Origin of the sequence: Paenibacillus sp. FSL P4-0127 (genome assembly GCF_038007325.1) — a bacterium.
In the GTDB taxonomy this organism is placed as follows: domain Bacteria; phylum Bacillota; class Bacilli; order Paenibacillales; family Paenibacillaceae; genus Fontibacillus; species Fontibacillus macerans.
The window spans coordinates 4,952,206-4,977,510 of sequence record NZ_JBBOWY010000001.1; the positions used below are offsets into that span (position 1 = coordinate 4,952,206).

Below are 25,305 nucleotides of genomic sequence, written 5' to 3' on the forward strand. Positions count from 1 at the left end.
ATCACCAACACTTCCCCCCGCCTTCCATTTTATCGTGCGATCCAGTTCGTTCTGACGTAGCCGATTTTCATGCCGGCCCGCTCCATGTTTCTGTGGCTTTGCGATAAAAAAGCGCACTGGCCGACGGCCAGCTTGCAGCCCTGGCGGGATGCCTCCGCGATCCGCCGATGCAACAGCCTTTGCTGTAAGCCACGATTCCGGAATTGCGGCAAAGAGGCCGCAAAAGTGAACGATGCTATGCCGTCCTTGATATACATTACGCCGGCGGCGGCAGGCTCCTCCTTCACATAGGCCAAATAAAAATTCCAGCCGGGCCTGCCATAAAGCGCCTTGTTATTTTCGGCGACATACGGAATGCCATCGTCCGACAACCCCGTTCCCCGGCAATGAATCATGGCATAAGTCATAAACTCGTCTTCCTGAAGTTCTTTAACGGTGATTCCATCCATCTCGTCGATATGGGGAGTTTGGAGCTCTGAGAGGTATAAAGAGGTGTGAAATCCCGATTGAAAAAATCCGCGTTCGGCCAAACGGGCAAGTATATTCTGATCCACAAGCGACGGGACGAGTTCGAATTGGGGGGCTCGTCCTCTCGATTGGTAAAACTCGAGGATCGGGTCGATGAATTCCACGTCCGCAGCGGTTAATCCTTTTACGGTATTAAAAGAAGGCCAGGGCATGGTCCGGCTGTAAATGCACAAGGCGTTGCCGAACCGGCGGAGTTCAACTCCTTCCGGATTGCCCGGCCTGCGTTGAATGGCCAACATGCGATCATACATATAGTCGTTTTCAGATGAAACGATTTGTTGGATTAAAGCTCCCGACGGCAAATTGGGCATGTCCCACCTCGCAAAAAATATATTGGCGATAGAAATATCATTTTTCCCTTTTATGGCAGCACAGCGTCCAGATAACGGGAGGTCATCCCATCTCGCAAAATTTCCATATATAATTCGTCGTAAGCTTTTCCGTTAACGAGATAGCTCTGGCTTCTTCTGCCAAAGAGGCGGAACCCGGCTTTTTCGTAACACTTGATGGCCGGCTCGTTAAACTCGAAAACCCGAAGCATGATGTTGTTTAAGTTTAGTATTTTAAAGCCGTATTCGCACAACAGCTTGATGGCTTCCGCCCCGTAGCCCATACCTCTCTGCCGATCTTCGCCGATAAAAATTCCAAGCTCCGCGACTCTGCGAACCTGATCGATGGCAAACAAGGAGCAATTCCCGATCAGTTCGTCATTATTTTTCAACACAACCGCAAAATTTTGCCCTTCCCGGGCCATATTTTCGAGCACGCTTTGTTCCCGCGGCAAACTGAACACTTCAGCGGGAGAACCTATTTTCAAAGACAAAGATAAGTTATTGATCCACTTCGTGTATGTTTCGATATCCTCCGGATTCACCGGGGACAAATACAGCCTGTCCGCTTCCATTTTTTTGAAATACTTCATCTTCCGTCGCTCCTTATTTAAGTCATTCTGCAGGGATACGGTTGTACCTTCGGCTTCAATCATAAGGCACGTAATGCTTTAAATCGGTTTTGGTAATCCCCTTCTCTTGCCCTTCTTTGGTCAGTCTGTAGTTGAACTGCAGCACCTCATTGTGCGCAAAATAAACATATTCGACGTAAGGCTCATCCTTAAAGGTCACTACCGCGTAAAAAGCCGGCAATTTGATCCCCCATACGCCTTTAACCGACTTGATATCCGACTTTGCATAATGTTGTTCTTCCAGGAGATAATGGGTTACTCTTTGGGCATAGATGATTTTGTTGGCCTGAACATACACAAAAGGCGTTGCGACGAGCATAATCAAAAGGACGGCCAACCCCGTTTTAAACTTTTTTCTGATAGGAATCATTCCTTTGTTTTTAGAACCTTCTATCGAAATACTTCTCAAAAAACGCTCTGATGTATCCTTCAAATTCGGAGTTAGGTTTATAGTAGACGCCTTGGATGAGGTTTGGAATAAACCCTAGCTTTTTTTCCTCTCCCTCATATAAACTTATCCCAAACATAAACCCCGTCCTGTCCTCCTGGTTCTGATCGGGGATCAGCTTGATATCTTTGATGCGGGTAATCCATTCCGCAATTTGCTGCCGGTCTTCGATCACCCTTCTTGCTCCCGTTGAGCCATCCGCCAAAATCACTTTATCGACTTGCAAAATATCGCCGGGATAAACCTCCGACAAGGAAAGGGGGCGTAAAGGGAGTGATTCCGGCTTGCTCTGGCATCCGGGGACCAATACGAACACCAAGATGATCCATAACCGTTTCATAATACACAAACCGCTCCTCAAAGACAGATTAAGACCTAATTTTCCGGCTCAAAACTTTTTGACAAAATCATCTTCATCCTAACCCGTTCAGCTTTCCAGCGCGATGGTATTGCCCCGAGAAAAGCTGCAACCGCCAGGCTGTCTGAAAAACTCCAGCGAGAAAAACATAAAGGCAAAAAATGCCGTTATTCCAGCGATATCCGTCCATTTGGGAGAGATAGAGACAATTTATGTTGCTATTTTCTCGAACCGCAAGGAAATCCCCGCGTTTCGGACCATTCATAGGAAAATAAGTACAAAATATGCCGCTAATGGGAACCAGCATGATCATATCAGGGTAATAAGCACATAAAGTGCCGCTATTTTGAGGTCCTGCCGACCAGTTGGTCCCGCCGAAGGTTGGTCTACAGACGGTTGGTCCTACCGACGCTTTCTCCTGCCACGGTTGCTCCCGCCGACAGTTGGTTGCCGTTTCCGGTAGCCGGCAGTCAAACGCCGATTTCTGGGCGGGGCCGAATTTACTGTCTATTCCCTCCGCAAAATGAACTCCCCGGTCACCGCGTCGATAAAAGCGAGGCGCCGCTTTTCCCCACGGCGGTTCGCCGCCGTAGGATCGGATTGATACACGAGCCGGTATTCCGGCGTCTCCTGATCACGATCCAGAAACCACTTTAGACGAAGTTTCAGCTGCCCGGCATATAACCCGAAGGCCTGTTCGGGCGTAATCGCCGGATGGAATTGCCTTGAAGCAAGAGCCTCGATCATTTCATAAGAAGTCCCCATATACATGCATACGGCTTTGGTAGCAGTGCACACGCTGATCGTTACCCGTTCGAGATGAAGGGGGATGCCGCCGATATAAACCGGCAGGTAAAAAAATTCCCTGGACCGCTCCTCTTCCCTCTCGTCCTCGGCATCCATTTGCAGTTGGAGATACTTCGTATAATCCGGGAAAACCATCCGCAAAAACCGTTCCGCCACTTCCCAGCACTCGGCCCGGTTTAGCGCGGGACTCCCTTCCTCGCCACAGCCCGTATGGTGATAACCAACCAGCCGTCCCGTCGATTTTTCCACCTGCACCATAATCGAAGCTTTGCGGAAAAAGCGCAGCTTGTCCCCCCATTTTCGCTCCATATAACCTTCCGCCGACAGGGGATCCCGTTCAACCTCCTCTTCCTCTTGCGTCTTAAGTTGATAGATCCGTGTGATTCTTTCCTCATCGTCCGAACATTTTTCCAGGACATACCGGTTCATATCGATACCCAGCCGCTGCTCCCAGGACTCTTCCGAAAGAGGCGGCGCTTGCATTATGTTCTCACTCGAAGATAGCGGGCGGCTCGGCGGCAAAACATAATGATCAGGTCCGAACAGGTCGCGGCCGGTGGCCGCGTCGATCAGGGCATGGTCCGGCTCAGGCTCATAAACAAGGAGGTATTCGGATTCGCTGCCTTTTATTTCATAGATGGAAGGATGCAGGTTTAAAATAATGGGGTTCATCCGCAGACGTTGCTTGTGGTCCTCTAAAACTTGCGCTTCAGGCGCGATCGCCTCGGGCCGGCCCGGTATAGGAATCGTCTTGTCCAACCGTCCTTCCAGCCGATAACGGGTAACGTTGAAGCGGTGATCCACCGTCAGCTCGCACCCCGTTTCCGGGAGCGGCAAGCCCAAAGCTTCCTGGCGATAGGCGAACGTATACGGAATTCGTCTTTTCATCGTTTCGCAGAAGGTCAGTTTGCCAGGCTCGGGATGATATTCGGCTACAAAGGCATCCGCGGCCTTTTTCGCCAGCTTAAGCTTATCTTCATCCGCCAAAAGGCTTGCGGTTTCCGCCCCGTTATCCCCCTCCGGCCCGTTTATGCTAAACCGGGTAAGAACTCCCGTGGCGATATCCAGGGAGACTTCAATTTGCTGCTCCTCATCGCCGGGATCCTCCCAAATAAAACATCGTTCCCGCTCTTCCTCCTGGGGAACACTGTCCTCCATCTCCAGCCGGTAATGCGGGGGGACTGCGGCAATGGTTTGCGCGATTTGGCGAAGTTGATTGAAATCAATGCCCATGAGTGTGGCTTCCCCCTTACTTCAAGCGCTTCAGTTCATCGTCGGTAAAGTTTTTGACGACCTTGTCTTGCGAAAATTTTGTCTCATTATATTGATAGGAGCGGTTTCTTGGGATGGACAAGCTGTCCCAGTCCGTTTTCTTCAGAATCTTGGCGGCATATATGATCTGCCCGACATGGTAAGGGTAGTGCGCCAGCTGCCTGTTGATCGCCTCCATAACGGTGTGGCCTTCATTGCGGATATATACAATTTGCGTCAATTGATCCGGCCGGACGGAACGAATGGCGCTGAGCAAGCAATCCCAGCCTTCATTCCATTTTTGCAGCAGTTCCTCTTGGCTTAGGATATCATTTTCAAACTCGGCATCGCGGTTGCGCCAAGGTTTCTCCCCGTCGGACGTAAGAAAATCGGTCCAGCGCGAAAGCATGTTTCCCCACAGGTGCTTTACGATCGTGGCAATGCTGTTGGAATCCTCGTTAAAAGCGGCGAACCATTGGTCCGGTTCCAATTGAGCCATCGCTTTTTCTCCCAGCGTTTTATAGTAAAGAAATTGCTTCTCTACGCTTTCCAGATAGATTTGATTCACGTCCATGGGATGTTCCTCCTTCTTTTCTTTCCAGAATTTTCATATATCTTAACATAGATACCTGCTCCTGGGAAATACGATTCCGAAACGGATCAAACGGTTCTCGGCATCTGCTTTCGCCGGTATCCAGATCTACAGCTTTATGGCTTTTAACGCTTGTATTAATTCGGTAATGGAAGGGGTCAGCACGCCATTGGGATCCTGCTGCAAATCGCCAAAGTTTCCATATTCCGTATCAATCCATTCAACCGCTCCCGTTTGATTGTTAAAAACCAGCAAAATTTCGCCGATATTCGCATAGATGGAACCGATCCAGATCCGCTGCCCAAAGTCATTTCCGCCGGTCCATACGGTGTAGTTATTCATGAGCTGTTCATTGATGGTCTGGCTTGGGTCCAAACCTTGAAGCGCGATATGGAGCTTAGATTCTTTATTGAATTCAAACCAGTTTCCCCATTGATCCGTGGACGGCACCTGGGACGCATCGATAACCCCTTCCAACTCCTCAAAATAAAAACTCCCGTAATATTCTTGCAGTTCCGGATGAAGCGTAAACCCAAGCTCCCGCTCGGCCGCCGAAAAATCAACTTCTTCCGTATTTACTTGATAGGCACCTGGATAATGTTGTTGTAGAAAGTGTTGAAGTGTCTCTTTAAGCATCATATATAGCTCCTTTATTCGCCGGATAATCCCAGTATAGCATGCTTTATAGGCATACTCTGCCATAAAACGAATCGCTGCTCAATTCACGTTGGAAATACCCAATAGAATTGGAAGGCTATCTCCAAATAGCAGGGTTGATTGGATTTTTCCAATAGATTTACCCCAACATTGAAAAAAAGAGCTTGATCGAGCAAATCTATTGGATATTTCCAACCAGACGGCTGATTCAGCAGTTTCTAAGGCTAAGCTATTGGATTTTTCCAATCAGCCAAACCGCAACCCCACTTCCCCCGCCAATCCCCAAGACAAGCCCGCTTTAAAGGACGATATACGGATATTTTCCTTTGCAAATATTGCCGCTACAATGAGAAAAAATCGGCGGGTGCTCATCCGCGTGAAAGTGAGGGAGATGAAGATGTTAGCTCATCGTTTGAAGCGGAATGGCGGCGTTTCCTGTTGGTTGTTTAGGCTCTGCATCGCGCTACTGTCCGCGGCATTGCTTCCCCTGTGGCCCCTGGCTTCGCTTCCCGCCGCATCGGCCGAGTCCTCCTTGACCATCGACACGCCTGCGGACGGCGAGGATGTGGACGTCGGGACGATCACCGTATCCGGCCGTTATAGCGAAGCTTACGCCATCAAACTGATCGTAGGCGGCACCGAGCAGCTCGATACCCGGATGGAAGGGGAAAGCGGCGCGGAATCGGGCACATGGTCTGCCGAACTGGACACAAGCCGGTATGACGGGGAGATCACTCTGGTCGCCAAAGGAACGAACAGCACTACCCGTTATGGCGTGACCAGCGCCCCCGCCGTCATCACCGTAAACAATCCGGACGCGGTGAAGCCGGTCGTGACCATCATCAGCCCGCGCGACGGGGAGAAGGTCAAAGGTTCCGGCACGACGGTTCAAGTCTTTGTTGCCTCCCCAAACCCGTTGACGAAAGTGGAGGTGAGAATTAACGGAGGTGCGTGGAAACGGGCGGGGAAATCCGGAAAAGTATACAAGTACAACTGGAACACAAAAGGCCTCGGCAACAAAACCTCCAGCATTGAGGCCAGGGCCGTTGATTCGCGGGGGAACATCGGCCGCAGCTTAACCGTCTATGCTTCCACCGGCAGCGGAACCCACGAGGATATTACGCTTGCAAAACAGGATCGGGCCATGTGGATTTGGGAAAAAGCGGCCTACAACCTGTTCCTTAACCCGGGTTCGCGGACCGCGCTAAAAGCGTTTGCCGACGACACCTCCACCTTCGATTCGGATCCGATCACCACTTTTTATGTCGGCGTGTTCCCCTATGGCGGGGTAGACATCCTGGAGGAATATCCGGAAAAAGTCCGCGATTTCGTGCGGTGGGCGCACGACAACGGGTACCAGGTTCATGCCTGCATCGCCGGCGGTACGACTCCTCCATATTTGGGAGCGCTTACACCATATCACGAGCATGCGATCCGCGAGATGGAAAAAGTGATCAACTACAACATCTCCGCCGCGCCGGACGAACGCTTTGACGGCGTCAACGTGGATATTGAACCTTATATCCTGCCCGAATTCGGAGCCGAAAAGCCCTCCGTTCAGCGGCAATATCTGGATGTCCTGCAAAAAATGATCGACCGCCGGGACACCGCCGGCATCGATTTGCCCTTCGGGCCGGCCATCCCGCGCTGGTTCGACAGCAGCGCGAGCTCCAGCGATATTACGTGGAACGGCGAAACGAAATGGCTGTCCGAGCATGTCCAGGACATCAGCGACTATATTTCGATCATGGATTACCGCGATACCGCGGACGGCAGCGCCGGCATCATCGCCCAGGCGCAAGGCGAACTGGCCTACGCCAACGCGATCGGCAAGCCGAATTCCGTCGTGGTCGGCGTGGAAACGCTCGATATCGCAAACAGCGGCGATCCTGAAACGATCACCTTCCGCGAAGAGGGACGGACTTACATGGAAGCGGAGCTCGACAAAGTGTACGCGGCGTTCAACGGCAATCCCGCGTTTGCGGGGATCGCCATGCACCACTACGATTCCATCCGCTGGCTGCCTTCCGTCTGGGGACCGGACGGCCACTTGTGGCGCGTCAAGCCGGAGGATACCTCGCCCCCGTCCGCGTTGAGCGGAGATCCGGAGGCGGCGGCGTTCGATTATCAAAGCATCAATTTAAGCTATGGCCGGGCCACGGACGACTCCGACATTGAGCATTATTTGATATACCGCAGCACGGAGCCGGATTTTACCGCGGATGAAAGCAGTCTCGCCGGAAGCTCGCGGAATTTGACCTACGTGGATTCGGGCCTGCTGCCGGATACGACCTATTACTACAAAGTTGCGGCCATGGATATCAGCGGAAATGTCGGTCCCGCCACCTCCGCAACCTCAAGCGCGACGGCATCCACGTATTTGCGGCCGATGATCATCGGCGATATGGATGTGGTCTTTAACGGAACGCGCGCCGAGGTGTCGCTGCACATCGTCGACCTGGAAACCGGCGATGGCGTGACCGCCGCCGTATACGGCCGGTTTACGCAAAGCGGAGGCCGATACATCGAAATGCGGACCGACGCGGACGGTTTGGCCACCGGAAGCTCCGAGGCGTTGACCTTTCCTTCCGGCGAAGCCGGTTTCTGGCCGCAGCGGATCGTGGCCCCCGGCTACTATTGGGCGTCCGCCTACGATGAGCGGCGTAACGCGACCGCCTCGTGGTCCAAGACGGCTTTCAGTACAACGCCTGATCCGCAATAACCTGCCGGAGCGTTTCGATTTCCACGCGGGTCATTTCATATCCGGCGATATCATGGGCGGCTTCCTCCGGAATGACGCCGGACAACGCCAGGCACCACAGCATCCGCAAAATGTATTTGTCCATCGGCTGCATAAACGTACGTTCGGCATAGGCGTCAACCCGCGAGGATAGCGCCAGAAAGGTTTCGAAATTCCCCTCTGCGAACGTCCGCATCAGATCGCGCTGGATGCCCGGGAACGCGGCGCCCAATCCGACCAGGGCGCTGCGGGCCCCGCGCATCAGCGAGTAACCGAACATCCGGTCCTCTCCGGTGATGAGCAGCTTCTCCGGGAACTCGGACGAAATCAGCGTGGATACGTCCTGCAGCGTCATGACGCTGTCGAGCGTGGCCACTTTGATGCCGAGCGTCCGGGGCAGCGCGAGCAGTTCCCGCAGCACTTCTGCGGAATACGACACGCCCCCGGCCTCGTCATACAAATAAAAAAGCACCAAAGGGCAGCCGAACCGGGACAGCTTGCAATGATAGCTTACGATCGCCTCATCCCGTTCCCCGGGGGGCAGCCCCTTGAAAATCGCCGGCGGGAACACGAGCAGGGCGTCGGCCCCCCAATGAATCGCATCGGCGGCCATGCCCAGGCTGTCCCGTTCCCACTGGCGGATTTTCATGCTCCCCAGCAGCCGGTTGTCGGGAATCGCTCCCACCCCGGCGATCAGCAGTTTTTGTTCGCCCAGCGCGGATTTCCAAACCTCCAGCACCTGCTTGCGCTCATGCCGATCCAAATGCAGCCCTCTGCCCGTATGCGCCCAAACGGCGGCGCCGGCGATCGGCTGTTCCGAAAGATACTGCGCGTAGGCTTCCTGCGCTTTCGCGTGGATTTGTCCCGTATAATAGCGGGGCACGGGCACGGCGGGGATCAACCCCCAAGTACATGCGTTTTTCACGGCATCCGTGTTATTCATTCGTACAACCTTCCTTTTCTTTTTCTACTCCAGAAAAAAAGCGCGTCCCCGGTCCCGATACCAATTCGTCACCTCAAGGAATGAAGCTGTTCCGCTGCGGCCGGCGATTTCGCCCGTTTCGCGCAAATGAAGCATCCAAGCAACCAATCCTACATCGGGATGGAAAAATAATTCATGCAGCGCGCGCTGCGTTTTGGAGCCCCGCTTCATGCTGTAGGCGTCGCCCGGCAATTGAAACAACGTATGCATCTGCAGGCTCGAAACGCCGCGCAGCGCATATTCCAGCGCCATTTTGCCAGAGTGCACGTCGCCCGTTCCCGACAGGACGGGCACGGGGAACGGCAGCTCGCCTTGCAGCTCCAGCCGGCGCAGCCCGGACAAAATCCGCAGATTGCGCGCGCTGAGGTCCGGTCCGCCATAGGCCGCCCCGGCTTTACCGCCGCCGGCAGCCGGACGGCCGGAGTCGTACAGCCGGTTCGCGTAAACGATATAATCCGCCCCGGCAGCCCCTTCTTCCGCCAGTGTCCTTACCGTCCGCAATTGGAACTCGTCATCGAACAGCGTGTTCATCAGCTTGATGCCCAGCCGTATATCCCCGTCCGGCAGCGCCGACCGGATCGCTTTCGGCACCTCCCTGAGCCAGCGTATAATCGCCGGGCGCTGGGCGGCCCGGTCAGAGCCGGCCAAAGTCGGGCTGAAATCTTTCTCCAGCTGAAGCGGACCGGCTTCGCCGGCCTCCTTCCAGACTTGCGCCAAGCGCCGCGTTGTATAACGGTATTCGTCCAAACGAAAATCCTCGCTTATGGCAGGCAGATGGTATTTACAGGACGGCACGACCACGGTTCCCCGTTCCCGCCCGAGCTGCAGCGCTTCCCGAACGAAACTCAAATACTCGTCAAAACTGCCGTGCCAGCCCCGGCCTTGCCAGGTTACGTTCCAGCCCGGCTCTCCCGTTTCTTTGCCGACGATCCGGCCCACTTCCATCCGCGTTTCCTTGACGGCCCATTCCTTCATCGAGCGTTCGCCCTGCTCGTCCTCCGCGATGACCGTTTTGAGCACAACGAAGCCGAGGCCCGCTTCCGCATCGGCTTGGACCTGGTAAGCGCTGAGCGACAATTGGCCCGAGGCTTTGCCGAAAGGATTTTTGATCGGGCGCGGTCCATAATGTGAAGATACATCCAGTCCGTATTGTTCGAGCAAATAGCGTTCGAGCCGCTCCGGCAGCCCCGTTTCGCTGAACCGTTCGTAATCGCGGCGTATCCGCACCGCGTCCTCCCGTGAAATCCGCGGCGGACCGGCCGGCAAAATAAGGCGGTTAATCATCCTCATCCCCTCTGTTATTAGGTTCTTGAAGATGTGTATTCAGAAATGGCCGGCCGTATCCTTGTTCCGGCAATTTTTTAACATTTGCAACCAATTCGGCGGTTTACTCCGAACGGAGATTTTCCAGGTTGAGCGCATAAATTTGCCTTGGCCGGCCGCGCCCCACCGGCTGTTCCTCGCCTACGATCGAGGCGATGCCGTACTTTTCGAGCGCGGCCATAATCCGCCGCGCGCTGCGCAGCGTAATGCCGAAGCCCTCCGCCAGCTGTGCGGCGGTCAGGGTCGAAGTGCCCAGCCGGCGGCAGAGCGAAATCAGCTTGTTGATCGTGCCGACGCTAAGCCCCGCTTTTTTCGCCAGGGAGATCAGCTCCGGGTCTTCGCTGCGCGCCGAATATTTTAAAGTCAGCTCCGATCCCAGCGGCCCGTAAACGAGACCGTCCTGCATCATCAAAAAGCAGTTGCCCCCGCCCCCCGCCTTCGCTTTCTGCAGCGCTTCCCGCGCTTTTCCTTCCGCTTCGTTGGCCGTCCGACCGAGCCCGATGCCGATGCTGGCGTTCCACTGCAGCCGTTCCATCACCTCCAGCAGCAGCGGGGCCTCCTGAAATTTCCGGGTCACCTGCTCAATGATACCGTGCGTCGTAATAAAAGAGGCTTCTCCCGAATCGTTCCATTTGATCAGCGACTGCGTCGCCTCGCCGAAATCGACCAAAATTTGCTGGAGCACGATTTTTTTGCGCTGGATATCGTATTCGGAGACCGCCTCCTTAAGCACCCGCTCATAATGGTCGATGCTTAAAATGCCGATGGCGATTTGCGTACGGCTAAGCCGCAGGCTTTTCCCTTCGAGCAGCGCCCGGCTGAGGCAGTCGCGGATCGACGAGCGGGTGGGGATGACGCGGAACGCGGGAACGCCCAGCTCGGACAGCTGCTGGTAAACCGAGGTCACACAGGTGACGGTGGCGGTTACGCGGCCTTTTTTCCATAAATCGTAATGAAAAGCGACCAGGTCGTCATGACGGATTCCGGAAGCGTAGGATTTCACGTGGATTTGCCGGCGCGTTAAGCCCAATTCGTCAAGCTGTTCGGCCAGCTCTTGCGTTTGAAGCACATCGACGCTGATGCGGACCTCCTCGTCAAAGGCCGCCGGCCGCCGCCGGAAAAAATCAAACAGCACCTTGTACAGCGCGGTTCCGGAATAATGCACATGCACCATCGGCAGCCCGGGATCGCTATCGAGCGCCAACCGGTAAGGGATCGGACCGGTAAACAGCAAAATATCCGCCCGTTCCCGCACGCCGGCGACGACGTTCAGCGTATCCTGCTCGTGCGGATAAGGCGCGGGGAACATGGACAACTCAGGAAAAACTTCGCCCGCCTGCAGCACCGTTTCCACCAGATCGTGCGGGCCAATCACCGCCACCTTCATGTTCATGACGGCCTTCACCTCCGTTTGAGGCTTGTAAGGGCTTTTCGGTTCAGGCAGTCGTGCGGGACAAGTAATCCCTCACTTCGGCGTACGACTGCCGCGTTAGCTCCAGAACATCCTCCCCGAAATATTCAAAAGAAATAAACCCGCCGTAACCTTGAGCCCGCAGCTCCTTCAAAATGGAGCGGTGGTCCGCATCGCCCTGCAGTACGGGAACCGGCTTGCTTAACGCCCAGTTGTCGCGGTTCCAGCGGTAGTCCTTAAAGTGTACATGCGTGATGGAGCCGTAAAACCGCTTCAGCACCGGCAGCGGATCAAGCCGGTCGACAAACAGATTAAAGCCGTCGTAAATCAGCTCAAGCTCCCCGGGTGGCCAGGGTTGGTTGGGTTGGTTGGGTGGCCTGGGGTGTCTTATTTGCCTGGGTTGCCCTACTTGCCCAAGCAGCGCCGCAAGGGAGTCCGCCGTATCGGCGAACGTGCCGTTGTGGATTTCCACCGCCAGCTTAACTCCCTGCTCGCGGCAAGCGTTTAGCGCTTTATCCAAGCCGATAAAGGCCCGGCTCCACTGCTCGCCGCTCGCCTCCCGCGAAGCCAGGTGCCCCGCGAACGTACGGATTCGCGGGCAGCCGATCGCCGCGGCCCACTCCGCCGCTTGGCTGATGCGGGTTACATCCCGTTCGGATTCGCTGTCGCTCCGGGAAAAATACGTGTAATCGCTGATCGCCGGAACGGCCAACCGATGCCTGGCAAGGAGCCGGCGGAGATCGGCGGATGTGCCGCCTCGGTGCGCGAAGTCTTCGAGATGGCCGATCCACAACTCGGCGCCTTGCAGCCCCAACTGCTCGCACGCGGCGAGCACCTCCTCCAGCGTCAGCGATTTCAGCCCCGTCGAGCAGAGGCTGAACTTCATGTTGCTGCCGCCGGGCTCAAGGGAAATTTGGGGGAGCGGGACATCCAGCATATCCAACGTGATTGGTACGTCCGGCGTATCTTGCGTGTTCGGTGCACACGCTGTATCCAACGTGTTCTGTGCACACGGCGCACTCTGCGTGTCCGGTACACACGCTGCATCCCGCCCATTCGGTTCACACCGCGCATCCTGCGTGTCCGGTACACACACTGCATCCTGCGTGTCCGATGCCCCCAGTGTATCCGGCGGCGCATCGACTAAATAGCGCTGGTGATCTTCATGGGGCTTACGGGCTTCGCACAATTTGTTCCACCCCCGTTTCATGCGAACAGTACACCGCTTCGAGCGCAGCGATGACGGACCGGGCGTAAGCGCCGGAGCAGTCCGGCTCCGCATCGCGCTCAATCGCCTGCAGCAAATCCTGAAGCTGGAGGCAAAACGGGGCTGCGGAATCGCCGCGATTGCTGCCCGCAACCGGCTCATACCGCCCGTTCCGGCTGATCCACAGCCCTCTGGCGGAAATTAACTTCGCCATTCCGCCGGTGAAGATCAGCTCGGTTTCGTCTTTGGCCACGCCTTCGTACCCGGACTGGACGATGACCGCCCCCAGGCCGCTTGCCGTCTCCGCAAAAACCACGCCGCTTCCTTCCACATCGCCGAACCTGCCTTCATAACTGAGGTTGGCTTTTACCTTGCGGATGCGGCTGCCGGTGAGCCACTGAATTTTGTCGATCGAATGGGCGCCAAGATTCATCATGATTCCGCCTCCGGCCTTGGCCTTCTCGAAAAACCAGCAGGGCCGGCCGCCGCCAAAATAAGGCAGGTGCCGCGTATCGTGGATCGCCACCAACTTTCCTAGCCGACCGCTGCGGATAAGGGCTTTGGCCCGCAAGTTAGACGGCAAATAATGCTGGGTGTGGCCGACCATCAACTTAACCCCGGCCGCGCTTGCGGCGGCCAAGATCGCGTCGCACTGGGCCACGCTCAAGGCCATCGGCTTCTCCAGCAACAGATGGCAGCCGTGCTCCGCGCAGAAAACGGCGCATTCTTCATGCAGATAATGCGGCAGCGCAATGATCGCGATATCCGGCCGCTGTTCGCGGATCATCTCCCGGTAGCCGGCGTAGAAGGCGAGGCCGTATTTTTCCGCGGCCGCACGGCCTTTCGCCTCATCGATATCCGCCACGGCCACGGCAGTTAACCGCTCCGGACCCATCTGTACGATCGCCTCCAAATGATTTTCCGATATGATGCCCGCCCCGATCAGGGCCACCCGGCAGGCCATCCTGTTCCCTCCCCGGCCAAAATATATATGGTTACGTTGCGGTTCCCGACTCGCTCCATGGTATAATTCATGCACAGTTCATGTGGTATGGTTCATGCTACATTTCACAATACCGCTCCGGTGCGGCTCATTTCTCAACTCGACCGGCCTTTGAAGCTTTGCGGCCCGTTCTAACGGACTCCAGCGCCGCTATTTCGCCGAAACCACGAGTTTTCAGGATGTAACGGTTACCAGAGGACACCAGAGACCTTATTTGACACTAGCGTTGCATTAACTTTTGCTAAAAATTTCCCAAAAAAGCCCCCCGGAAATCTAACGGTTGTAGCAGTTGCTATTTTACGAAAAAAGGCCTTTTCTAAATTCTAACGGTTGTAAGCGTCGTTAATTGCCTGAATCTAAGCCCAAATAGCCGGATTTAAGTGAAATAAGCGCCATGGCAACCGTTACAATTTGAAATCAACGTTTTTGGAGCAAATAGCGCTTGTGGCAACCGTTAGAATATTGGCATGGGCTAGAAAATGTATCTTGTCAGATTTAATGCAACGCTAGTGCTTATTTGCCATTTAAACGCACTTTTCCCACTCTTTTTATGAGCCCCAAAAAAATAGCGGCAATTTATGGCCCTATTTTCCAAATCGCAGCATGTTTACGCCCTTAGCGACATTTTATGTCCTTATATTCCAACGAAAGGTGCAAAGTGGTCATTTCCATGCAATTCAAAGAAAATAGCGGCAAAAATTACCTCTATTGCTCTCAAAATGGGGAACATCGTCAAAATAGCGACATTTTTTTCCGTTATATTTGGCTTGAATCGCGCTCACATTACTTAATGCCGGCGAAGCTGCTGTCCCGGCAGAATTACTGCCCCGGCGCCACTTCACCGGCCCTACTTATTCTCTGCGAAGCTGTTGCCCTGGACTACTTCCTCTGCCCTGCTTATCCCAGCGGAGCAGCTTCCCTGATGAAATTCTCCCGGCCTACTTAATCCCCGCAGAGTTGCTGCCCTGCACAAAATATTTCTCCGCGAACAAAAACACGAGCAGGATCGGGATCAGGCTCATCAGCGCGGCGGCGACCATGTACTGCTCGTTTCCCGACCATTGGCCGGCCATGGACAAAATGCCGATCGGCAGGGTGAAGTTTTCTTTGGAGGTGAGGAAGATCGCCGGGGACAAAATTTCGTTCCACTTCGTCATAAACGTGAACACCGCCAGCGTCGCGAAGGTCGGTTTGCACATCGGCACAAAGATGCGCAGGTAAATCTGGAACGGGTTGCAGCCGTCGAGCCGGGCGGACTCCTCGTAATCGCGGGGGATGCCGAGGAAGGCCTGACGCATCAGGAAGATCCCGAACGGCTGGGCCAGCCATTCGATAATCCACAGCGGGGTCAGCGTATCCAGCATATGCAGCGATTTGAAGATGACAAACTGCGGAATAATGAGCACGACCGGCGGAATCATCATCGTCCCGAGCACGACGAGGAACAGCGTGTTTTTCAAAGGAAATTTCAGTCTGGCAAAAGCGAACGCCACCATAGAGCAGGAAATCAGCGCGCCAACGACCGACAACACCGTGATGATGGCGCTGTTCAGCGTATACTGCCCGAACGGCCCCATTTTCCACACTTCGGCATAATTGCTCCACTGCACGGGCGAAGGAATCCATTCCGGGGGCACCTGTGTATATTGGGCATAACTTTTCAAGGAATTAAACAGCGTGGTCAAAAAAGGCGTTAGCATCACCAGCGAGCTTAATATCATCACCGCATATCCCACGGCGCCCCGCCAACGGTTCCATTTCATGCGCCGGCCCCCCCTTCTTTCCCGCTTCGGCGTCTTTTCTCATTCGTAATGCACCCACTTTTTCTGCAGCGACATTTGTACGGCCGTCAGCAAAAACAGGATGACGAACAGCACCCAGGCGATCGCCGAGGCGTAGCCCATGCGCAGGAACGAGAAACCTTCCTGATACAGGTAGATCATCAGCACCAGGCTGGCCTTGTTCGGACCGCCCGCGGACGAAGCGTCCAGCGCCCCGCCGGTCATGACGTAAATTTGCTCGAACGCCTGAAACGTCGAAATCGTGCTCATGATCAGCACCAGAAACGTTGTGCCCGAGATCAGCGGCACCGTGATCCGGCGGAACTTTTGCAGCGTGCCCGCGCCGTCGATTTCCGCGGCTTCATAGACATCGGAAGGGACGTTCTGCAGACCCGCCAGGTATATGACCATAATGTAGCCGATCCCCTTCCACACCGCGATCAGCACGAGCAGCGGAATGACGAGATGCTCATCCTGCAGCCATTTTTGCGGCGTCAGGCCGATGGTTTGCAGCAGCGCGTTGGCAAAGCCGAACCGCGGATTGAACACTGCGTCGGACACGTACATGATGACCGTCCAGGAGGAGATCACCGGCAAAAAATGCGCCAGCCGAAAAAACTTCAGCCCTTTGAGCTTCTGGTTCAGCGCCACGGCCAAAATCAATGCCAGCACCGTCTGCAGCGGCACGAACAAAACCGTAAAATAAACGGTGTTCCCCAGCGCTTTCCAAAACACCGGCTCACTTAGCAGCTTCCGGTAATTGTCCAGCCCCGTCCACTGCGGCGGGTTCAAAATATCGTACTTAGAAAAGCTGAAATACAAAGAAGCGAGCAGCGAGCCCAGCACAAACACGATAAAATGCACGAGATAAGGGGTCACCATCAGGAGTCCCCATTGGCCGTCGTTGTTAAGCCGTTTTGGGCGGACGCGGGCGGACTTCTGCCCGCCTTCGGTCCGCACGGTTTCCGTTTTTTTCAACATGCTTATCACGCGCTTTCCGTCTAGTTCTTATAAAATTCATCCAGCACCTGCTGCACGTCCTTATCCGCCTGGCTCAGCGCCTCGTCGACGCCGATCTCGCCTTCAAACGCCCGGTTGACGCTGTCGCCGAACTTTCCGACCCATTCGCTCCAGACCGCGTTGACGTCCAGCGTCCCGGCGAATTCGAAGCTGTCCAGGAACGCCTGCTTGTTGTCGGGTTTGCCGCTTAAAAACCGCTCGGAGTTGGCCGCCGATTTTTTCACCGGAACCGCTTCGCCGAGCGACGCCCATTCGTTTTGCACCTCGTCTTCCGTCGCCCAATATTTCACCCATTCCCAGGCCGCGTCCCCTTTGGCGCCTTCCGCTTGCTTGTTGATCACCCACGAGTTGGCGATGACCGGAGCAAACCGTTTGCCATCCGGCCCCTTCGGCAGCAGGGTCACATCGTAGTTCAACCCCGCGTTGTTGGCGTCGATCGTACGGGCGTATATGCCGATCCGCATCGCCGCCGCTTTGCTCGGGAACGGAGCCATGTTGCTCTGGAAGCTTTTTAAATCCGAAGGCGCCGTGAACCATTCGCGCTGCATGCCGTCGACGATCCATTCCATCGCCCGCTTGTTTTCCGGCGTATTGATAATGGACTTCGTTAACGTTTCGTCGAGCACGCCGCCCCCGTACGATTTCAGCACGGTCATCCAGCCTTCGGTAATGCTGAAGAACGTCAGGCCGTACTGGCTGATTTTGTTTTTGTCGAAAGCGGCATCGGTCGCATAAGCTCCGGCGGAATCCTTCGTTAGCTTTCCGGCGGCCGCCTTGAGATCATCCCAGGTCCAATCCTCGGTCGGGTAGGCGACGCCGGCCTCATCGAACATGTCTTTGTTATAGTACAGCACCGCGATCTGGATGCCTTGCGGGACGCCCCAGTATTTGCCGTTTACGTCTTTGTTGAAGTCGAGCCCGTAATAGTCGTCCTTGCCCAGATCCCGATCGATCAGTTCGGTCAGATCCTTGAGCACACCGCGCTCCGCGTACTTCGGCACGAACACGCCGTCGGACAGCCAGACATCAGGGGCGCTTTCGGCGGCGATTTGGGTATCGAGCTTTTGGAAAAATTGATTGTACGGCGAAGATTCCGTTTTGATCTTAATGTTTGGATGCTTTTCCTGGAATTTGCCGATCAGCTCCTGCATTTTGGCGTCCGTCTGCGCGGAAGAATAATACCCGAGCCGAAGCTCCACCGTTTCCGCAGCCCCGCCTGACCCCTTCTGCCCCTGGTTTTGCTGCCCGGCCTGCCCGCCCGGTCCGCCGCTATTTCCCGTGGCCGCCCCGCTTCCGCCGCCGCCCGAACAGGCTGATATGAACAGTGCGAATAGCAACGAAAAAGTAAATAAAAGACCCGCCCGTTTACTGTTCAGCCGCTTGGTGTTCAGCCGTTTCATGTTCATCCCCCCAGCTCGAATTTCCACCCCGTGTCATTTTTTTCTATAGTGTCCATGGCTAGTGTGGTTTCCTTATTTTCAAAGTACTTGCATTCTTACTAAAGGTGAACGTCCTTAAAACGACCTAAAAAATTTTCAAACCTTCACGGTGTAGGTCCGCACGGAGTCGCCGAGCGCGGCGGATTTTCGCACCAGCAGCACGTCGCCGCTCAGATGGACACCGGCAAACCGGTAGCCGCGCGGCCCCTGATGGGAGAACAAAACCGCATCTTCCCCGCCGTCTTCGCCTTCGCGCGCCACCGATAAGGCCGTAGCCAGATGCGGCGCAACTTTGCTGCCGTAGCTGTCCAGCACTTCCAGCTCCCGCACCGAGGGCGCGGCTTCTTCAGCAGTCCTGGCCGGATACAGCACCGTCACGAATTTGGTGAAGCCGCTCCCCTTTTGCCGGAAAACAAGTCTGCTCGAGAAGGTTTTCTCGTTGTAATTCCGGGAAATCCAGCACGGCTCCGCCTCCATCTTCACTTGTCCCAGCGGGATCAAGCGCAGCAAAGGTCCGCTTCCGTTCGGGGAGCAGGCTTTGGCAAGGCCGTCCTCCTCAAAGCTCACCTCCAGCCCCTCGGCAAAATGAAACGGGAGCCTATAGTCATGCACCGTCTCGCCATGCGCCCGGCAAGTATCGACCACGATCCAGTAATCCGGTTTGACGAACAAAATTTGCCGCAGCACCTGCACCGGATGCGGCAAACGCCAGTACCCGTCATGCCCTGCCTGCGCATAATTGTATTCCGGCGTGAGCCGCCGCCAGGCATCAAGCGGGCGGGCCGGGTCCCGCCATTTCCAGGAGTCCACGTAGGTTGAAACGGTCCTGCCGTCGACGGACAACGTATTGTGCTGAAGCGACTCCTTAAAATATTGGCGGTACGCATTTTCCATGTACGTGCAGCGCCCGGGATCGGTCAGGAACTCCCGGCCGTAGGCGAACAAATTGATATGCAGCAGGTCGTCGTGTCCGTGCGCCCGGATCACGTCCATATGCCCGGCGTCGAACGTCAAATAGCGGGCCGAGCGGCGCCAGTCGCTGCGCATAAAGACATAGCCGCTTTGCTCCAGCCCTATTGAGACAAATTCCGGATCCCGGGCCGGAAGCCGCTCGTAACCGGCGAAGCCTTTGGGGCCGAAAAACCAAATTCCTTCATAATCGAGAGTTTCGTACCCTTGCGACTTCAAATCACCGCGCCCAAACAAAACCGCGCCTCGCGCCAGCACATCGCGGATGTCCGTCGCGTCGCTGTCGCTTAAGGCCGGCTGACGCCCGTTCGGCTGCACGAGCGCCAGCGAAGCGGTGTACATCCGGTTCAAGGTGTCCTTCAGGACGGGCGGCAGCGGCACACCGTTCAACTCCCCGAGCCACACCGACTCGAACAGACAGTGCAGCACCTCGTGGTGGTACATGCTGCACTGCTCGTTATGCAGCCCGTCTTCGAACACCTGCAGCGGGCACATCTCTTCAAGCCGCCGGATCGCCGTCCTCAGCCGCTCGTCCGCACCTTCAACCTCGGGGAACAGCAACGCCAGCTGAAACAAACCGTTCGTCTCCAAAAACCCCCAATTGCTCTGTCTATCATGCGGCGTATAGGCGAGACTCAGGTACATGCCGTGCCGGCGGACCGCTTCCTTGAACAACGCCTCCTCCTCTTTCCCCCAAAGCCCGGAGACGCGGACGCAATAGTACCCCTTCAACCAGTGCGTGATCCGGATGCCGCTGTCCAGCTTGCGCCAGGTGTCTTTTACGTTATAGGCCCGGTTAGCGCTGGCCCGCACTTCTTCCTCAGTCAGCGGGTTTTGCGTCATCCAATCCTTCAGCAAGCGAATATAGCCTTCCGCAAACCGCTCTTCCCCGGTGAGCCAATAGGCTTGCCCCAGCTCGCCCATATATCTCGCCCGGTTCAGCATCACCAGCCACTCCAGGTCGCCACGGTGGCGGTAATTCCAGTCGATCCGTCCCGGAAACACGACCTCCTCCTCGCAGCGCTCCATATCCCAGCGATGGGTGAAAATAAACGTGTTCCGGCAGGCCAGTTCGGCACGGTGAATCACCTCCCGCACTTCCTCCGGCCAATGCTTGCGGCAAGCGTCCGCAATAAACCCGCGATCCTCCTCTTTCCAGTAAAAACGCCTCGCCTCCAGAGCTTTCTTTCCCGCCGCGGTATCGTTTGGCAACACCGGCTTCATCCGCCTCCTTTTTCGTAGTTAGGCTTTTTGCCCGAAAACGGCAGCCTACGCTTCATTCAGCCATTCGGCCAAATGCCGCAGGACAAACTCATCGTCGTTAAGATCAGGATATGCGCGATAGACGCGTTCAATCTCTTCAATTTGTCCCGGCGACAATTGTTCGTCCGGATTGAGGCACCAGTTGCCCGCCAGCAGCCCTTGCCGCCGCAGCACTTCGTGAATGCCGGGAATGCAGCCCTGGAACCCGTTCGCCGCGTCAAAAAAAGCCGCATTCGCGTCGGTGATCCCGACTCCCCGGCTCAGCCATTCGGCGGAAGGGACTTCCCCCCGCTCGCGCAGCGCGATGATTTCCTCCAATAGCTCCACCGCCTTCGACGTCCACACCGCCCAGTGCCCCAGAAGGCCGCCGGCGATTTTTTTCTCCGTCCATTGTCCGTCCGCGCTCCGGAACCGGTACGCCGTCAGCAGATCGGCCACAATGTTGTCGTCGTTGCCCGTGTATAGCGCAATGTCGTCTCCGCGGCTCGACTCGCATACCGCGCGAACGACATCCAGCGTCTGGTACCGGTTGAACGGCGCGATCTTGATCGCCTTCACTCCGGGAAGCTCCGCCAGCTCCCGCCAAAACGCATAGCTGAGCCGCTTGCCGCCGACCGCCGGCTGCAAATAAAAGCCAAACACCGGAATGACCGACGATACCTTTTCGCAGCGGCGGATCAGCTCCGCTTCGCTCAAGTCTATGAGCCCGCCGTTACTGACCAGACCCAAGTCGTAGCCCAGCCCGGCGGCCGTTTCCGCTTCGCGCACCGCTTGCCCGGTCGGCCCGCAGATCCCCGCCACTTTAATGAACGGGCGGCCCAGCCGCGCCCGCTCCACTTCTTCGGCGGCAAGCCGCAGCACCGGCTCATACAGATCGATCCCCGGTTCCCGGATTTCGAACTGCGTCGTATGCACGCCTACGGCGATTCCGCCGCTCCCGGACGCTATATAATACCGCGTTAACGCCCGTTGTCTCCGTTCATCGAGCCGGCGGCCGGCATCGAGCGCCAGCGGGTGGGCCGGAATCACGGTCCCGCGATGCAGCAGCTGGTGAATTTCGGGTTTGAGCGACGGGAGGTTTTGTGGCCCGTTATATCCGATTAAGACAGATTGGCTGGATTGATTGAGTTGAGTGAGTTGATTGGATTGATTGGGGTGATTGGGGTGCGCGGGCAGCATGCTTTGTTTACTTTCCTCCATCAAAACGCACCTGCCCGTTCCTGAAAATGCGTTGGCTTGCTAAGCGTCTCTCCTCCGGCTTCCACCCATCCCGCCGTCCATTCGATCATCTGCCGGAGCGATACCCGCGGATAACCCAATTGGGCATGGGCGGCCGAGGCGTTGCTAAGCAGCGCGGTCGGCTGCTCTTCGCCGGTGAAAACCGGCTTCACGCCAAAGGCATCGCCAAACCGCTCGGCCAACCAGCGCACCGATACCGATTCCGGGCCGGTTACGTTCAGCGTGACCGGAGGCGATACGCAAAGCAGCAGTGAACGGATGGCCATTTCGTTGGCATCCCCCTGCCAGATCACGTTGACCATTCCCATGTTCAGGTCGATGGGCCTGCCTTCCTTGACCGCCTTGGCAACCTCGAGCAGCACGCCGTACCGCATATCGATTGCATAATTTAAACGGAAGTTTAATAGCGGAGTCCCGTTTTTCCGGGAAAAATATTCGAATACCCGCTCCCGCCCCAGGCAGGACTGCGCATACTCGCCGACAGGCGACGGCGCGGTCTCCTCCGATGCCCCGCCAAGCTTAATGTCGGTCAGCGGATAAATGTTCCCGGACGAAAAAGCCACGATCCGCGAGGTTTTGTACTTTTCGGCCACCCGCCCCGGCAAATACGCATTCATCGCCCAGGTGAAATATTCGCGGCCGGTCGTCCCGAATTTATTGCCGGCCATGTAAATGACGTTTTGCGCTTCCGGCAAACCGGCCAGCGCTTGCTCATCAAGCAGATCGGCCGCCAGCGTAGCGATCCCGGCCGCTTCCAGTTCACTTCTCATGCAGCCGGTCGAAAACCGGGACACCCCCGTGATTTTGGCCGTTTTACCGGCCGCCGCCAGCCCCCGCCGGAGCAGCTTCGCCAGGCTCGGTCCCATTTTGCCGCCGACGCCCAGGATCAGAAAATCGCCGTCCAGTTTGGCCAGGTCCCGAACAAGCCGGTCGGACGGCTCGCTTAGACGCTGCTCCAGCTCATTTACCGTTTTCACAGCTCCCACCTCTTCCGCGCAACTGTTTTTTTCAAATCCTGCTGCGTTACCTTTATGTTAGAAGCGGCGGGAATACGAGACAACGACCATATATCGTCCTAAATTGCCTGTGCTGTGTGAGGCCTTGCGAACTTCTCCTTATGCGCGTGTTGGTGGTCCGGGGCAGGTGTGGGTGGCTGTCGGCCGCCTGGCGGCTCCATATTTCGAGGCGGACTTCCCTAGTGCAAAACCAGTGCGGAAACAGTGCTAAACCCTAACGGACAGGAAAGACCTTATTTGCTCGTTTCCCGGGTATTTCCCGCTGTAACGGACCCGGAAGACCTTATATGGCTCCGGATAAGTCTATTGGGAAGAATTATAGGGAATAAGCACTAGTGTTGCATAAACGTTGATTTCAAATTCTAACGGTCGCCATAGCGCTTATTTCACTGAAATCCGGCTATTTTTGCTTAGAATCAGGCAAATAACGGAGCTCATAACCGTTAGAGTTTTGAAAAGGGCCTTTTTCGGAAAATAGCCGCTGCTACAACCGTTAGATTTCCTGCAAACCTATTTTTATAAGCCTTTGCGGGAAAACTGAAATGTATCAAGGCTACAAGTTGTCTTGTGCGCGAGCTTGAGTTTATGCAACGCCAGTGGGCAATAAAATCATCTGGGTCCGTTAAAACTTTAGCGTTTCCGGCTCCTTTATTCCAGATCGACTTCCATTTCTTTTACAAACACTCCCGTTCCCGATATAAAAACGTCCATACTGCCGCCATTGCGCACCGCTCTCACCCAAACTCTGCCGTCCCTGCCTATTTCCTGGCCTTGTTCAACCGCAAATTCCAGCAAAGGCAGCCGCTCGTTGATATACTTCAGGTAATACGCCCCCATCACGCCGGAAGCCGTGCCGGTGACCGGATCCTCCACCGTACCGGAAAAAGGCGAAGAAAAATGCCGCGCATGCATCATGGCCTCCCCGTCGTACGTTTGAAAACAAATCGGATGTACGGATGACCGCGGATTTTCGGCCAAAATCTGAGGAAAATCCTCGTTACGGGGCTGCATGGTTTTAAACTTGCTTAACTCCTTGATAGGAATCAACAACGTCCATGTCCCTGTGCTGCCGTACACGATCGGTTTGGAAAGATCGAGCTCTTCCTTAGTCAAGCCGATGGATTCGGCCAACTTCCGTACATCCCCTTCAAACGGAATAAAGCGGGGAGCGTCTTGCTGCATTGTAATCAAAATCTGTTCATCCTTGTTTTCAAAAGAAACGGGCAGCACGCCGACATTGGTTTCGATATGGAAGTTGTTTTTGTCCTCCAGCAACCCCCGGGTTCTAAGGCAATATAACGCGCCGACCGTCGCATGACCGCATAAATTCATTTCGTGTCCGGGCGTAAAATACTTTAGCCTTAAATCCGCTTTGTCCGACTTCAGGACAAATACGGTTTCATTGAACCCGACTTTCCCCGCAATGCGGAGCATGTCGTCTTCGTTCAAGCCTTGGAAGTCCAGCACCACCCCAGCCGGATTTCCTTGATTGACTACGGATGAAAAGGCATCATAATGCAGAACTTTTACTTTCTTCACGTTTTCTCCTCCGAACATTCCGGTTTACGCATCGGATTCACCCGGCTGCCATCCGGTTTCTTGCGCCCAGAGATGGGCCCGGTGCAAAATCTCCCATACGATGGGGCCCTTGCCTTCCACATACTTGGAACGGTCATGCGCGAACCATTTCATCAGCCGATGCTTTTCATCGGCGTATTTCCGGCCATCCTCTGGATGCTCTCTTAAATAATCTCTAAAAAGCAACGTCATTTGTTCCGCAAAACTCCCGGCGCGCCTTACATGAATATGAGTTCTTCTGCTCCCGGGCACTTCGCGAAAATAGCGTTTGGACTTGTCCGGGTTATCGCTTCTCCATTGAAATCCCAATGATTCGATTTTATCTCGATAGCTGAGTTCATCCTCCAAAACGGCAACGGATACCTGGATATCTATAATCGGCTTGGCGTCCATTCCTGCAATCGACGTCGAACCAACATGATCGATGCGTAACGCCGTTTCTTGAAGCGTATTTCTCAACCTGGCGCCAAGCTGCCAAAATAAATCTTTCCATACCGGATCATACTTGGCTATTTTCCATTGGTCCTCCATGTTTAACAGCTCCTTTTTTTTACAACTCCTTTAATCTACCTTGTGCCGCCCTTCTCATATACAATTCCGAATTCCACTCAAACCCATATTACTAGAGGGGCGGAAGTCCCCTTACATCCGGTTCCAGCATATTTCGCCAACGATTTCACCCCAAATTTGACCATCAGATGCGGCCAGGCTTCTATTGCTCAGAATAATTCC

Annotated in this window: 22 protein-coding genes; 2 read left to right on the forward strand and 20 right to left on the reverse strand. The window is 55.2% G+C overall.

From position 1 onward, the window contains the following. Window positions 1–29: 29 nt before the first annotated feature. The 7 genes from NYE74_RS22315 to NYE74_RS22345 all read right to left on the reverse strand — a co-directional run bounded on the left by NYE74_RS22315 (window position 30) and on the right by NYE74_RS22345 (window position 5,581). The gene (locus tag NYE74_RS22315) at window positions 30–839 is read right to left on the reverse strand and encodes a GNAT family N-acetyltransferase (protein WP_036623798.1); all 810 of its coding nucleotides are present in this window, start codon (window positions 837–839) and stop codon (window positions 30–32) included. Between the two features lie 50 nt (window positions 840–889). Continuing rightward, window positions 890–1,450 (reverse strand): GNAT family N-acetyltransferase, encoded by a 561-nt coding sequence (locus NYE74_RS22320; RefSeq protein ID WP_036623799.1) that lies wholly within the window; start codon window positions 1,448–1,450, stop codon window positions 890–892. A gap of 55 nt (window positions 1,451–1,505) precedes the next feature. Then, window positions 1,506–1,859, reverse strand: a complete 354-nt coding sequence (locus NYE74_RS22325) for a DUF3139 domain-containing protein (protein ID WP_036623800.1) — start codon at window positions 1,857–1,859, stop codon at window positions 1,506–1,508. A gap of 10 nt (window positions 1,860–1,869) precedes the next feature. After that, window positions 1,870–2,277 carry a hypothetical protein gene (locus NYE74_RS22330; RefSeq protein ID WP_124332903.1) on the reverse strand — a complete coding sequence of 136 codons (408 nt, stop codon included), beginning with the start codon at window positions 2,275–2,277 and terminating at the stop codon, window positions 1,870–1,872. A gap of 525 nt (window positions 2,278–2,802) precedes the next feature. Further along, window positions 2,803–4,335: a YcdB/YcdC domain-containing protein gene (locus NYE74_RS22335; RefSeq protein ID WP_051985508.1), complete on the reverse strand. Its 1,533-nt coding sequence runs from the start codon at window positions 4,333–4,335 to the stop codon at window positions 2,803–2,805. A 16-nt stretch (window positions 4,336–4,351) separates the two neighbouring features. Beyond that, entirely contained in the window at window positions 4,352–4,927 is a 576-nt protein-coding gene (locus tag NYE74_RS22340) for a DUF1572 family protein (protein ID WP_036623801.1), read from the reverse strand. A gap of 126 nt (window positions 4,928–5,053) precedes the next feature. Further along, a complete protein-coding gene (locus tag NYE74_RS22345; RefSeq protein WP_036623802.1) occupies window positions 5,054–5,581 on the reverse strand; it encodes a SecY-interacting protein Syd in 528 nt (175 codons plus the stop codon). A 418-nt stretch (window positions 5,582–5,999) separates the two neighbouring features. Here NYE74_RS22345 and NYE74_RS22350 point away from each other — a divergent pair, with 418 nt between their 5' ends. Beyond that, window positions 6,000–8,324 carry an Ig-like domain-containing protein gene (locus NYE74_RS22350; RefSeq protein ID WP_051985509.1) on the forward strand — a complete coding sequence of 775 codons (2,325 nt, stop codon included), beginning with the start codon at window positions 6,000–6,002 and terminating at the stop codon, window positions 8,322–8,324. Here the strand turns inward: NYE74_RS22350 and NYE74_RS22355 are convergent. From NYE74_RS22355 to NYE74_RS22375, 5 genes are all read right to left on the reverse strand, one after another. Beyond that, the gene (locus tag NYE74_RS22355) at window positions 8,299–9,285 is read right to left on the reverse strand and encodes a dihydrodipicolinate synthase family protein (RefSeq protein WP_051985510.1); all 987 of its coding nucleotides are present in this window, start codon (window positions 9,283–9,285) and stop codon (window positions 8,299–8,301) included. The two genes, NYE74_RS22350 and NYE74_RS22355, sit on opposite strands and share 26 nt — an antisense overlap. 24 nt (window positions 9,286–9,309) lie before the next feature. Then, complete coding sequence (locus NYE74_RS22360; protein WP_036623803.1) at window positions 9,310–10,608, reverse strand: hypothetical protein; 1,299 nt, start codon at window positions 10,606–10,608, stop codon at window positions 9,310–9,312. 103 nt (window positions 10,609–10,711) lie between these two features. Next, complete coding sequence (locus NYE74_RS22365; RefSeq protein WP_036623804.1) at window positions 10,712–12,040, reverse strand: hypothetical protein; 1,329 nt, start codon at window positions 12,038–12,040, stop codon at window positions 10,712–10,714. A gap of 43 nt (window positions 12,041–12,083) precedes the next feature. Beyond that, window positions 12,084–13,268, reverse strand: coding sequence for a sugar phosphate isomerase/epimerase family protein (locus tag NYE74_RS22370; RefSeq protein ID WP_124332899.1), 1,185 nt, complete (start codon window positions 13,266–13,268; stop codon window positions 12,084–12,086). Then, window positions 13,231–14,229 carry a Gfo/Idh/MocA family protein gene (locus NYE74_RS22375; protein ID WP_341005176.1) on the reverse strand — a complete coding sequence of 333 codons (999 nt, stop codon included), beginning with the start codon at window positions 14,227–14,229 and terminating at the stop codon, window positions 13,231–13,233. The genes NYE74_RS22370 and NYE74_RS22375 overlap by 38 nt, the downstream gene beginning before the upstream one ends. Window positions 14,230–14,938: 709 nt before the next feature. Here NYE74_RS22375 and NYE74_RS22380 point away from each other — a divergent pair. Then, the gene (locus NYE74_RS22380; RefSeq protein ID WP_124332897.1) at window positions 14,939–15,214 is read left to right on the forward strand and encodes a hypothetical protein; all 276 of its coding nucleotides are present in this window, start codon (window positions 14,939–14,941) and stop codon (window positions 15,212–15,214) included. Here the strand turns inward: NYE74_RS22380 and NYE74_RS22385 are convergent. The 8 genes from NYE74_RS22385 to NYE74_RS22420 all read right to left on the reverse strand — a co-directional run bounded on the left by NYE74_RS22385 (window position 15,207) and on the right by NYE74_RS22420 (window position 25,104). Beyond that, a complete protein-coding gene (locus NYE74_RS22385) occupies window positions 15,207–16,031 on the reverse strand; it encodes a carbohydrate ABC transporter permease (RefSeq protein WP_036623806.1) in 825 nt (274 codons plus the stop codon). The genes NYE74_RS22380 and NYE74_RS22385 overlap by 8 nt on opposite strands. 39 nt (window positions 16,032–16,070) lie before the next feature. Further along, a complete protein-coding gene (locus NYE74_RS22390; protein WP_124332896.1) occupies window positions 16,071–17,030 on the reverse strand; it encodes a carbohydrate ABC transporter permease in 960 nt (319 codons plus the stop codon). A gap of 20 nt (window positions 17,031–17,050) precedes the next feature. Then, on the reverse strand, window positions 17,051–18,475 hold the full coding sequence (locus NYE74_RS22395; protein WP_371860969.1) for an extracellular solute-binding protein: 1,425 nt from the start codon (window positions 18,473–18,475) through the stop codon (window positions 17,051–17,053). A 129-nt stretch (window positions 18,476–18,604) separates the two neighbouring features. Continuing rightward, entirely contained in the window at window positions 18,605–20,692 is a 2,088-nt protein-coding gene (locus NYE74_RS22400; RefSeq protein WP_227877117.1) for an alginate lyase family protein, read from the reverse strand. Between the two features lie 54 nt (window positions 20,693–20,746). Beyond that, window positions 20,747–21,940, reverse strand: coding sequence for a dihydrodipicolinate synthase family protein (locus tag NYE74_RS22405; protein ID WP_227872894.1), 1,194 nt, complete (start codon window positions 21,938–21,940; stop codon window positions 20,747–20,749). Beyond that, entirely contained in the window at window positions 21,940–22,956 is a 1,017-nt protein-coding gene (locus tag NYE74_RS22410) for an NAD-dependent epimerase/dehydratase family protein (RefSeq protein ID WP_036623809.1), read from the reverse strand. The genes NYE74_RS22405 and NYE74_RS22410 overlap by 1 nt, the downstream gene beginning before the upstream one ends. 687 nt (window positions 22,957–23,643) lie before the next feature. Next, window positions 23,644–24,534 (reverse strand): PhzF family phenazine biosynthesis protein, encoded by an 891-nt coding sequence (locus NYE74_RS22415; protein WP_124332895.1) that lies wholly within the window; start codon window positions 24,532–24,534, stop codon window positions 23,644–23,646. A gap of 24 nt (window positions 24,535–24,558) precedes the next feature. After that, complete coding sequence (locus NYE74_RS22420; protein WP_124332894.1) at window positions 24,559–25,104, reverse strand: GrpB family protein; 546 nt, start codon at window positions 25,102–25,104, stop codon at window positions 24,559–24,561. Window positions 25,105–25,305 lie beyond the last annotated feature (201 nt).

What these genes read in the sequence shown, in the direction of transcription:
- NYE74_RS22355 (WP_051985510.1), bottom strand. Translation starts at nt 9,285, where the DNA reads ATGAATAACACGGATGCCGTGAAAAACGCATGTACTTGGGGGTTGATC.
- NYE74_RS22365 (WP_036623804.1), bottom strand. Translation starts at nt 12,040, where the DNA reads ATGAACATGAAGGTGGCGGTGATTGGCCCGCACGATCTGGTGGAAACG.
- NYE74_RS22390 (WP_124332896.1), bottom strand. Translation starts at nt 17,030, where the DNA reads ATGTTGAAAAAAACGGAAACCGTGCGGACCGAAGGCGGGCAGAAGTCC.
- NYE74_RS22385 (WP_036623806.1), bottom strand. Translation starts at nt 16,031, where the DNA reads ATGAAATGGAACCGTTGGCGGGGCGCCGTGGGATATGCGGTGATGATA.
- NYE74_RS22315 (WP_036623798.1), bottom strand. Translation starts at nt 839, where the DNA reads ATGCCCAATTTGCCGTCGGGAGCTTTAATCCAACAAATCGTTTCATCT.
- NYE74_RS22335 (WP_051985508.1), bottom strand. Translation starts at nt 4,335, where the DNA reads ATGGGCATTGATTTCAATCAACTTCGCCAAATCGCGCAAACCATTGCC.
- NYE74_RS22395 (WP_371860969.1), bottom strand. Translation starts at nt 18,475, where the DNA reads ATGAACATGAAACGGCTGAACACCAAGCGGCTGAACAGTAAACGGGCG.
- NYE74_RS22420 (WP_124332894.1), bottom strand. Translation starts at nt 25,104, where the DNA reads ATGGAGGACCAATGGAAAATAGCCAAGTATGATCCGGTATGGAAAGAT.
- NYE74_RS22380 (WP_124332897.1), top strand. Translation starts at nt 14,939, where the DNA reads ATGCAATTCAAAGAAAATAGCGGCAAAAATTACCTCTATTGCTCTCAA.
- NYE74_RS22360 (WP_036623803.1), bottom strand. Translation starts at nt 10,608, where the DNA reads ATGATTAACCGCCTTATTTTGCCGGCCGGTCCGCCGCGGATTTCACGG.
- NYE74_RS22325 (WP_036623800.1), bottom strand. Translation starts at nt 1,859, where the DNA reads ATGATTCCTATCAGAAAAAAGTTTAAAACGGGGTTGGCCGTCCTTTTG.
- NYE74_RS22340 (WP_036623801.1), bottom strand. Translation starts at nt 4,927, where the DNA reads ATGGACGTGAATCAAATCTATCTGGAAAGCGTAGAGAAGCAATTTCTT.
- NYE74_RS22330 (WP_124332903.1), bottom strand. Translation starts at nt 2,277, where the DNA reads ATGAAACGGTTATGGATCATCTTGGTGTTCGTATTGGTCCCCGGATGC.
- NYE74_RS22370 (WP_124332899.1), bottom strand. Translation starts at nt 13,268, where the DNA reads ATGAAACGGGGGTGGAACAAATTGTGCGAAGCCCGTAAGCCCCATGAA.
- NYE74_RS22350 (WP_051985509.1), top strand. Translation starts at nt 6,000, where the DNA reads ATGTTAGCTCATCGTTTGAAGCGGAATGGCGGCGTTTCCTGTTGGTTG.
- NYE74_RS22405 (WP_227872894.1), bottom strand. Translation starts at nt 21,940, where the DNA reads ATGGAGGAAAGTAAACAAAGCATGCTGCCCGCGCACCCCAATCACCCC.
- NYE74_RS22375 (WP_341005176.1), bottom strand. Translation starts at nt 14,229, where the DNA reads ATGGCCTGCCGGGTGGCCCTGATCGGGGCGGGCATCATATCGGAAAAT.
- NYE74_RS22345 (WP_036623802.1), bottom strand. Translation starts at nt 5,581, where the DNA reads ATGCTTAAAGAGACACTTCAACACTTTCTACAACAACATTATCCAGGT.
- NYE74_RS22320 (WP_036623799.1), bottom strand. Translation starts at nt 1,450, where the DNA reads ATGAAGTATTTCAAAAAAATGGAAGCGGACAGGCTGTATTTGTCCCCG.